The following is a 7,888-nucleotide window of genomic DNA, read 5'->3' as shown; positions in this document are numbered from 1 at the left end:
CTCGCAATGACGGAAATTCCTGCTCTTTCGGGGGCTAAGCCCCCGAAAAGCCAAGCCTCTTTGAAATATCAGTTTTTGGGGGTTGTAACTCGCCTTGGCAAAGTGTAAGATGTCTATGGGCATTACTAATTTACTACTAATTATTGTGTTGATTTTTAATTAAAATCATTGTATAAGTACAATATTCTGACAAATTCTATCCGAATACCATAATGTGCTATTTTATAATCAACCTTGGGCTTATATTTGCAGAAGGAGGTCAGCATAAAGAAGCAATCAGCAGATCACCTGAATAGCAGCACCGCACAAAAACTTCCTGAGTTCATAGTGGACTCTTTCACCGCGTGTGCCATCATTGGCGCGGAAATGAAGAGCCAATTTTATCTGTGGGATAAAGAAGAGTAAGTAATTATGATCAACCTCGAGGAATTCCTGAGAGGCCTTTCACGAATCATCTTACTGGTAGTGGCCGGCAGCACAGTATTGAATTGGGCAAGATACCGCGATCGTACCCGCCGTGATATTGCCCTGGCCTTCGTGTCTTTAACTGTCACCATCATCTTGGATGGTATCCAGGACATTATTGGGGTCGAACTACCCTGGCTAAATACGCTTGGGTCTCTGGCTGTAATTTCCCAACCCTATCTTTTACTACGGCTTGCCCGTTACTTTCACCCAATTCGTAAACCAATTCAAATAGCCGCATTACTTGGCCTGCTGATTTCATGGGTTGCGCTGATCCTCTACAGCCAACCGTTCCCATTGTCGATCACGTTGCTGCTCATCGTTTATTTTGTGATCGTCGAAGTGTACGCCACTTACATTCTCGTCCGGGGTGCAATGACAATCCCTGGCATTACAGGCAAACGTCTGCGGCTGGCTTCGGCCGGTTCCGGCCTATTAGCCCTTTTGTTTATCGTGGCTATTGTCCTTCTAATATTTAACCAGTCATCTACTGGATCCCCCGCCTTGCAATCTGGTTCCGCAGCATTAATCCAGGTACTCGTCATTCTATCCGGCCTGGCTTATTTCTTTGGTTTTTCCCCCCCACGCTGGCTCAGGCGATACTGGCAGTTGAACGAATTGCATCAATTTCTAAACCGAACCTCGAACCGGCTGGCATATGATCGTCATGCTACCTTTGAGGAGTTGTCGATGGCTGCGCTGCGTACAGTGGGCGGAGCGACGGCAGTAGTGGCCGAATGTGATGCGGATGGGAATCACTTAAGTATTGAATTGGCAGGCGAACCGCCGCTTCAAGCCGATAATCTGGAAGCTGGTTCAGACGCGATAAGCAAAGCCTGGCTGGAGAAGAAAGCCCGTGTAGCGCAAATACCAAAAGATGTCGGGGCGGATATAAATCGTTGGGCCGAACAGCTCAACGCGCGGTCATTATTTATCGTCCCCATTACGGGCACACAACATGCGCGGGGCTTATTGATGGTGGCATTGCGATACGATCCACTCTTCCCGCAGGATGATCTTGATCTGCTGACATTGCTGGCCGAGCAAAGCGCCGTTCAAATTGATTATGCTGCGTTGATCGAGGAATCTCGGATGCTCAATCAGACTCTTGAGCAGAGAGTCTCCGAGCGCACGATCCAATTGGAGCAAGCCAATGCGGATCTTGAAATGCAGGTAAAGGAACGCAAACAGGCTGAAAAAGAAGTGCTGCGCTTAAACCTGGACCTGGAGCAGCGCGTGGTGGAGCGAACGCAACGCCTTGACCAGGCAAACTACGAACTGGAGAAGAGCAGGAAGGAGATGCAGGACATCCTCGACAGTATGTCCACCTTGAATGCAAAAGTCGCTCTGGATGGCAGCCTGCTCTTTGTCAACAAGATCGCAACACAAGCCTCCGGGCTTTCGGCTGACGAATTGATGAAAACGAATTTCCTGGAGGGCCCATGGTGGGCTTTCGACCCGCAAGTGCAGGCGCGTGTAAAGGATGTATTCGCGCATGCTTGCAGCGGGGTGACTATTAATTATGACGAAAAGATTTATGTGTTCGGCCAGGTATTGACCATCAGTTTCAACTTAACCCCAATACATGGAAGCGACGGTGCTGTGGAATATATCGTGGCCGAAGGCAGGGATATAACCAAGCTCAAACAGGTGGAGGAAAAGTTTCGCGGGCTGCTCGAATCCGCACCGGACGCCATGGTGGTTGTGGATAAATTGGGAGTCATCAACCTGGTCAATTCGCAGACGGAGAAATTATTCGGGTATGACCGGGCCGAAATGGTAGGGCAAACCGTTGAAGCCTTGGTCCCGAAGCGTTTTCGCAAGAAACACATTCACCATCGTGAAGATTATTATGAAGAACATCCTGCCCGCCCCATGGGCCTCGGCCTGGACTTGTTCGGCCTGCGAAAAAATGGGACCGAATTCCCCATTGAGCTCAGCCTTAGTCCCCTGGAAGCAGAAGACGGCCTGCTGGTGATTGCGGCGATCCGCGATATTACAGAACGCAAACGGGCTGAGGCAGACATTCAAAAATTGAACCATGACCTGAAGCAGCGCGCCGCTCAATTGGAAGCCGCCAACAAGGAACTTGAGTCTTTTAGTTATTCGGTTTCGCATGACCTGCGAGCCCCCCTGCGCAGTATTGACGGGTTCAGCCAAATACTGCTCGAAGACTTTAGCGGACAGCTGCCGGCAGAGGGACTCAACTACCTTCAACGTGTACGCGCCGCAGCCCAACGTATGGCAGAATTGATCGACGACCTATTAAATCTGGCCCGTGTGACAAGAGCTTCCTTGCAACCCAAGCTGATCAACTTAAGCGCCATGGCAGAAGGCATTACGAACAGCTTTAAGGAGGAAGACCCCGAGCGCAATGTTGATATTTCGATCACCCCGGATATGATGGTCAATGCCGACCCTCACCTGATGCATATTGTGCTCGAAAACCTTTTGAGCAATGCGTGGAAGTTCACCTCCAAAAAGCAAGAGGCGGTTATCGAGTTTAGCCAGCAAAACCACGCGAAGGAGCGAACGTTCTTTATCCGTGATAATGGCACAGGTTTTGAGATGGCTTATGTAAACAAATTGTTTGGGGTTTTCCAACGCCTGCATTCGACAAGTGAATTTCCAGGAACCGGCGTTGGGTTGGCCACCGTCCATCGCATCATACAGATCCATGGCGGCCACATTTGGGCGAAAGGTGAAGAAGGAAAAGGGGCCACTTTTTACTTTACTATATAATTAATATGGAGAACATACGGAATGGAAGATAAAATGATATTGATTGTGGAAGATAACCCGGACGACGAAGTGTTGACCCTGCGCGCCCTAAGGAAAAACAAAATTGGTAATAATTTAGTGGTAGTGCGCGATGGTGCTGAAGCGTTGGATTTCCTGTTCGGTACAGGGGCATATGCCAGCCGGGATCTCCATGTTTTACCTGAGCTGATTTTATTGGATCTGCACCTGCCCAAAGTGGATGGATTGGAAGTACTGCGGCGCATCCGGGCAACCGAGAGTACACGACTACTCCCGGTTGTAATCCTCACCTCATCTAAAGAACAGCAGGATTTGGTACAGGGATACAGGATCGGAGCAAACTCATACGTCCGCAAGCCTGTGGACTTCAATGAATTTGTAGAGGCAGTCCGTCAGCTCGGTTTATACTGGCTGGTCTTGAACGAAGCGCCGCCAAAATAAAAGGGAAAAGTTGAGCAAACTCTTAAAGATTCTATTGGTTGAAGACTTAGATGACGATGCCAAGTTACTTTTACGCGAAGTACAGCGTGCAGGCTATGAGGTGGAATTTGAACGAGTCGAAAATGCAGATGCGATGCGATCTGCTCTTGAACACCAGGCATGGGATGTGGTCATCTGTGATTATTCCCTGCCAAACTTTAATGCCCCGGCTGCCCTAGCTGTCCTGCAAGCCGGAGGGTACGACCTGCCATTTATCGTTGTCTCGGGCACGATTGGGGAAGATACCGCGGTTGAGGCACTAAAAGCCGGTGCACATGATTTCATCATCAAGGGCAGTTTTGCCAGGCTCATCCCTGCCATCCAGCGCGAATTAAGAGATGCAGAAAACCGCCGCAATAAAAAAGCAGCTGATGAGGCTCTGCGCGAAAGCAATGCGCGCTTCCACAGCCTGTTTGAAAACTCACCTGTATCGATCTGGGAGGAGGATTTCTCGCAGGTAAAAGCCTATCTCGATGACCTGACTACAAAAGAAGTAATCGACCTGGAAAGTTATATCAATGAACATCCACAGGTGATTTTGGATTGTCTGGGTCTGGTGAGGATTATTGATGTTAATCAAGCCTCCCTGAAACTATTCGGTGCAAAAAAGAAGGAAGACCTGCTGGATGGGTTGAATTCGACCTTCGAACCGGAATCCAGAAAAACTTTCATACAAGAACTTATCGCGATTTTCAAAGGGGTGCAGCAATTGGAATTAGATGTAGCCATAAAGACACTGGACGGACAGCGCCGCGATGCCAAACTCAGTTGGGCGGTTGCACCAGGGCATGAAAAAACCTTCTCAAGAGTCTTGGTCTCCTTTGTAGATATCACTGACCGCAAGCAGCATGAGCGTGAGTTGGAAGCCATTGCATTCATCAGCAAGGCATTGCGCACGGTAAGAACGCTCAAAGAGTTGTTGAACCGCCTATTGGATGAATCAATCAGCCTGGTTAAGGCTGATGCGGGCAGTATCTGGCTCTACAACCCTTCCACCGACCTCGTCAGCCTCGAAACTCATCGGAATTGGGAAGATGGAGACATAACGCCATTAAGGCGTGGTCAGGGAATCCCGGGCTTGGTGGTGCAAAAAGGCAAACCCATCATTGCCGCAGAATTCAGTGCCAACCTTAACATCGAAGAGAATCACAATCTCATTCCACAAGGGATCGGCGGGGCTTGTATCCCGCTTCATGCCGCTGAAACGGTGGTAGGCGCCATGTTCATTAACGTCCGTCTGCCGCGCGAATTAAGAACAGACGAAATACGCATCATCAATACCCTGGCCGAAATTGGAGGCAATGCCATCCACCGTATGAGGCTGCTGGATCAAAGTATCAAGCAGATCGAACACTTGAACAGCCTGCGCACCATAGATCTCGCGATCAGCAACAGCCTTGATCTGCGACTCTCTCTCAATACAGTTCTTGAACAGGTTGTTTCACAACTGGAAGTTGACGCTGCCTGCGTGTTATTGATGAAGGCAGATACCAACCAGCTTGAATATTCTTCAGGCAGAGGCTTCCGCACCCGAACCATCGCATCCACCAGCCTTCGTCCGGGAGAAGACTATGCCGGGCTGGCCATGCTTGATAAAAAGATCATCCATATAAAAGATCTCACCCTACCTGACGAAAATTTTAAGCGCCGCGAGCTTCTGGCGGATGAAGAATTCGTCACTTACTTCGGCGTTCCATTGATCGCAAAAGGGGAAGTAAAGGGCGTTCTTGAATTATTCAACCGTACACAGTTGCACGTGGATATGGATTGGTTGGATTTTCTGGATTCGCTAAGCTGGCAGACCGCCATCGCCATCGACAATGCCCTGCTTTTTGAAAGGATTCAACGCTCCAACTTCGACCTTGAGCGGGCATACGACGCCACCATTGAGGGCTGGTCCCACGCATTGGACTTGCGTGACAAAGAGACCGAAGGCCATACCCAGCGCGTTACTGAAATGACATTAAAACTTGCGCGCATCATGGGGATTGGCGATGCCCAGCTTGTAAATGTAAGAAGGGGTTCTTTGTTGCATGATATTGGCAAGATGGGCGTACCGGATAGCATCCTGCTCAAACCCGGCCCTCTTACAGAAGAGGAGTGGCTCATCATGCGCCAGCATCCACAATTGGCATTTGAACTGCTTACCCCAATTTCATATCTGCAACAGGCACTGGATATCCCCTTCTGCCATCATGAAAAGTGGGACGGCAGCGGCTATCCACGCGGATTACAAGGCGGGCAGATCCCGTTGGCGGCGCGCATCTTTGCCGTGGTGGATGTTTGGGATGCAGTGACCAGTGACCGTCCCTATCGCCCGGCCTGGCCGAAGTCAAAGGCTCTCGATCACATTCGCGAAAATAGCGGCACTCATTTCGACCCGCAAGTGGTGGAAGCGTTCCTGAATAATTTCCCAACGCTGGTTAATAGCTAAAACCTTACGCAGTGTCATTCTGCCTGCACCGTGCGCAGGCACGCGTGAGCGGAGCGAAGAATTTCTGGTTTCGGCGGTAGGGACCCTTCGCTCCGCTCACATCGTCCCGATGTCCTTCGGGAGGGAATCACGGCCGGGTGTGTAAGACGAGCAACTAAAACAAACTAGGCTGTTCTGGAGTATCGGTTTTGATCTCATCCCACGGCAAAGGCGGGAGATTGATTTGACTCGCCACTCGCTGATGGAATTCGCGGCACAAATGCGGCGCCAGCAAATTATCCGGGGAATGACAAAAGACAAACGCCTCCCGCTTCGCGTCCGCCGATAATTGCGAGGAAAGACGATTGACCCATTCCTCCACGAAAGGCTTGTTTTGCTCCATTTCAGGGTGGCCGATAAAACGCAGGAAGGTGAAGTCTGTAGTCTGCTCCTCGAAGACGGGCACATCAGGCTTGCGTTCGCGAGCCTCCAACAGAGTTTGGTATACACTGCCTTCGAGCAGCTTGTCCCCATCCAAACTTCGTATCGGCCGAGTATCGATCACCACTCGCGCCATGTTATGGTCAGCCAGCAAATGGTTGAGTGACTCACGATGGGTCGCATCGAACCAATCCAGGTGGCGGACCTCCACACCCAAACGAAAATCATGCGGCCAGGCTTTCAGGAATTTTGCAAGGTCATCCATCAGCTTGGGCGAATAACTGGGTGGCAGTTGCAGGAACATCGGTCCAAGGCGAGAGGCGAGAGGGCGCATCACCTCAATGAATTCGAGGGCGCGCTCAACATAATCTTCCAATTTCCCATTATGGCTGATGGCTTTGGGAATCTTTGGGCAAAAGCGAAAAGCCTCAGGCGTTTGCTCGACCCATGCCTCGATTGTCTTCTGCGCAGGCACGGCATAGAAAGTAGTATTGCCCTCAATGGTTGTGAGGCGGCGCGCATACTCGCGCAAAAAGTCAGTAGACTTTGTGCCTTTCGGATAGAAATTCCCCACCCATCCTTTGAACGACCAAATGGGACAGCCGAGATAGAGTGGCATATAATTATTATATATCGCATTAAGGAGAAGACAATGACTCACCCCCTTGTTGACCAATTCCGCTTTACGCGTAGTGAATGGCTGCGCGGACTGGAAGGCATTACAGAACAGGATGGCGCGCGTCACTTCGGCCCGATGAATTGCATCAGTTGGACAGTGGGTCACCTCGCATGGCATGAGCAGCGTACTTTTCTGCAAAGGCCGCAGGATAAGATCCTCTTCCCAAAGTTAAATGAATTATTTGCATACGGCGCACTCATGAATACGCCTTCCTTCGCTCACATGCTGGAGATCTGGCAGACCGTGTCAAGCGCCGCCGATCCATACCTTGATACACTGACCACAGAGTTATTGCTTACAGATTTATTACTGAATGGTGAGCCAGTCGGTCAAACACGAGGTGATGCATTACGACGTATTACGTATCATTATTGGTATCACATCGGCGAGATACAAGCGATTCGCCAGATGCTCGAACATAAAAACTTGCCAGAATATGTGGGCAATATCGAAGCAGAAGCACCCTATCGTCCTGAGTGATTGTCGGAAAAGTAGGGACACAGCGAGTCAATTCAAGATTTTGGCCGTAAATCGTTTCGCTGTGTCCCTACAAATCCATATCTACAGAGTATCGCATAATTTGGTAAACAAAAACTTCGATTTTCCTTCGTAATTCTCAACGAAAAGTTTACTTAATTATGAGACGAGCG

Annotated in this window: 5 protein-coding genes; 4 read left to right on the top strand and 1 reads right to left on the bottom strand. The window is 49.8% G+C overall.

The window, feature by feature from the left end:
• The first annotated feature begins 411 nt into the window (after nucleotides 1–411).
• The 3 genes from AC14M5_RS19290 to AC14M5_RS19280 are packed head-to-tail and all read left to right on the top strand — an operon-like array spanning nucleotide 412 to nucleotide 6,139.
• Complete coding sequence (locus AC14M5_RS19290; protein ID WP_484031342.1) at nucleotides 412–3,207, top strand: sensor histidine kinase; 2,796 nt, start codon at nucleotides 412–414, stop codon at nucleotides 3,205–3,207.
• Nucleotides 3,208–3,228: 21 nt separating this feature from the next.
• Nucleotides 3,229–3,666 carry a response regulator gene (locus AC14M5_RS19285; protein ID WP_484031341.1) on the top strand — a complete coding sequence of 146 codons (438 nt, stop codon included), beginning with the start codon at nucleotides 3,229–3,231 and terminating at the stop codon, nucleotides 3,664–3,666.
• A gap of 10 nt (nucleotides 3,667–3,676) precedes the next feature.
• On the top strand, nucleotides 3,677–6,139 hold the full coding sequence (locus tag AC14M5_RS19280) for an HD domain-containing phosphohydrolase (RefSeq protein ID WP_484031340.1): 2,463 nt from the start codon (nucleotides 3,677–3,679) through the stop codon (nucleotides 6,137–6,139).
• Between the two features lie 154 nt (nucleotides 6,140–6,293).
• Here the strand turns inward: AC14M5_RS19280 and AC14M5_RS19275 are convergent, their stop codons facing one another.
• Nucleotides 6,294–7,178 carry a DUF72 domain-containing protein gene (locus AC14M5_RS19275; RefSeq protein ID WP_484031339.1) on the bottom strand — a complete coding sequence of 295 codons (885 nt, stop codon included), beginning with the start codon at nucleotides 7,176–7,178 and terminating at the stop codon, nucleotides 6,294–6,296.
• A 33-nt stretch (nucleotides 7,179–7,211) separates the two neighbouring features.
• Here AC14M5_RS19275 and AC14M5_RS19270 point away from each other — a divergent pair, with 33 nt between their 5' ends.
• Complete coding sequence (locus tag AC14M5_RS19270) at nucleotides 7,212–7,718, top strand: DinB family protein (RefSeq protein WP_484031338.1); 507 nt, start codon at nucleotides 7,212–7,214, stop codon at nucleotides 7,716–7,718.
• The last annotated feature ends 170 nt before the right edge of the window (nucleotides 7,719–7,888 follow it).

The sequence above is a fragment of the Candidatus Villigracilis sp. genome (genome assembly GCF_057083605.1).
Note: the sequence above shows the minus strand (reverse complement) of the source record. Positions and strands in the feature narration are given on the sequence as shown.

Coding starts and splice junctions, on each gene's coding strand:
- AC14M5_RS19290 (WP_484031342.1), top strand. CDS start 412: ATGATCAACCTCGAGGAATTCCTGAGAGGCCTTTCACGAATCATCTTA.
- AC14M5_RS19285 (WP_484031341.1), top strand. CDS start 3,229: ATGGAAGATAAAATGATATTGATTGTGGAAGATAACCCGGACGACGAA.
- AC14M5_RS19275 (WP_484031339.1), bottom strand. CDS start 7,178: ATGCCACTCTATCTCGGCTGTCCCATTTGGTCGTTCAAAGGATGGGTG.
- AC14M5_RS19270 (WP_484031338.1), top strand. CDS start 7,212: ATGACTCACCCCCTTGTTGACCAATTCCGCTTTACGCGTAGTGAATGG.